Origin of the sequence: Micromonospora sp. NPDC049081 (assembly GCF_040648835.1) — a bacterium.
GTDB lineage: Bacteria > Actinomycetota > Actinomycetes > Mycobacteriales > Micromonosporaceae > Micromonospora > Micromonospora antibiotica.
Window position 1 is genome coordinate 1 of the sequence record NZ_JBEZEK010000063.1, and the last position, 2,006, is coordinate 2,006.

At 68.5% G+C, this 2,006-nt stretch carries 1 protein-coding gene; it reads right to left on the reverse strand.

Annotated elements, in window-relative coordinates; translation table 11 throughout:
* Window positions 1-57: 57 nt before the first annotated feature.
* Window positions 58-1,890, reverse strand: coding sequence for an IS481 family transposase (locus AB0B63_RS32440; RefSeq protein WP_357025865.1), 1,833 nt, complete (start codon window positions 1,888-1,890; stop codon window positions 58-60).
* Window positions 1,891-2,006 lie beyond the last annotated feature (116 nt).

Genomic DNA, 2,006 nt, shown 5'->3' on the forward strand with positions numbered 1-2,006 from the left:
TGTGATCCGTCAGTTGATGTGCGACGCGGTTCCGCCAGGTGATGTGCGACGGGTGGTCTAGGAAACTTGGGTAGCGATCCGCGGTCGCTGGCCCTTGATGCTACGGACTGGCTGGGTGGTGGTGCGGCGGACGACCTTGGTGTCTCCGTCGGTGAGTTCGATGGCCAGGGTCGTCTCGGAGACGGTCACGGTGACGGTCTGGTGGCGGTGTATCCGGCCGAGGGCGACTTTCTGGCCGGTGACCATGATGATGCCGCTGTTGGAGGCCCGCCGTTGTACTCGGACGGGTTCGACCGAGGGTCGTGGTGGTGGGCCGGCTGGTCGGGCTCCGCGTAGGCGTTTGACCTGCTCGGGGCGGAGCGGGTTGGTGCGGGTGCGCAGCAGTTCGCGGGTGTCCAGGTCGTAGAACATCAGGGTGGTGGGTTCGACGCGGATGCCGACGCGGCGGCCGGCGAGGATCTCGGCGGCCAGGACGATGTGCTGGCCGAGTGAGACTCCGCCGCCCCGGTTGACGCAGCGTTCGACCTCGACGGCGTCGCCGTCTTCGATCGGGGGCAGGGGTGACGGCCCGGCCGGCGTGGCGCCCTGCCGGACGAGGGTGGCCAGGTCGTTGACGCTCAGGTGAGACCGGACGGTCTTGATCCGGATGCCGGCGATGAGGACGTGGATCAGGTCGCAGTCGGCCCAGATCCGGGCCACCAGTCCGGCGCGGTGGGTGCCCATCCAGAACTGGCGCTGACACACCATCAGGTTGCCCGACGCCGGCACCACCCGATCGAACTCCACCGGCCCACCCGGCTGCACCGCTGACGGCTGGACCTGGACCGGTGGTGTTTCGGTTGCCACCGGCTGGGCCGGGGTGCAGGGGATGGGGTCGAGGGTGGGTGGCAGCCACAGGTCGACCAGTGCCCGCTGCCGGGCCGGGACGGGCTGGAACCGGTCAGCCGGGGTGACCGGTGTTCTCGGGTCGAGGGCCTGGTGGGGCCGGTCGGTGTTGTAGTGCAGGACGTATGCGTCCACCGCGGCCTGGGCCTCGACCAGGCTGGTGAACGCCTCCGCGGTGTCGAGGAAGTCAGGTCGAACGGTGCCGTGGAACCGTTCGACCTTGCCGTTCTGGTTCGGTGAAGCGGGTGCGGTCAGCCGGTGCGTGATGCCGTTGTGGCGGCAGATCTTGTCGAACAGCACCTCACCGGTGCGGGGACGGTACTTGCCGAACCGGTCGGTGAACTGCTTGCCGTTGTCGGTGATGATCTCCTCGGGGACCCCGAATCGGGCCAGGGCCTCCGCCAACGCCAGACACACCGCCCGGCCGGTGGCCCTTTCGACCACCTTCGCGATCACGCAATACCGGGAGTGGTCATCGACGGCGGTGACGAGCTTCGCCTCCCGCAGCACACCGGTCGCGGGGTTGACCAACTGCACTCCACCGACGATGTCCATCTGCCACAACTGCATCGGGGCAGGGCGTTCCCACCGCTTATACGAGTCCTTCGGCCGTTTCCGGGGCCGGACCCGCAGCAGACCCTGCCGCTGCAAAATCCTGTCGATGGTCCGCTCCGACGGCACCGGCAGATCCTCGACCACCCACGGGCCGGCCTTGCGCAGCATCTCCAACCGGATCCGCCGCGAACCCCACCGAGGATGCTCCCGACGCATCTCCGCCACCACGACCTCGACCGCCTCCGCCACCTGACCAGGGCAGGAGTGCGGCCGATGCGACCGGTCGGCCAACCCGGCCAACTGCTCCGTCAGATACCGGCCCACCCACCGATGCACCGTCGACCGATGCACTCCGAAGCTCGCGGCCACCTCCATCACATCCGACCCGGCCAGCACCGCACGGACCGCGTCCAACCGCTGCTCGACAACCGACAAGACAACCAGCGCCAATCCCGGCCTCCCCGAGTCCCGACGCCCCGCGGAGACGTCGGGCTCAGAGTGCCGAAACCGACCACTGTCGCAGATCACCTGACGGACGCGTGTCGCACATCAACCGACGGAGGACA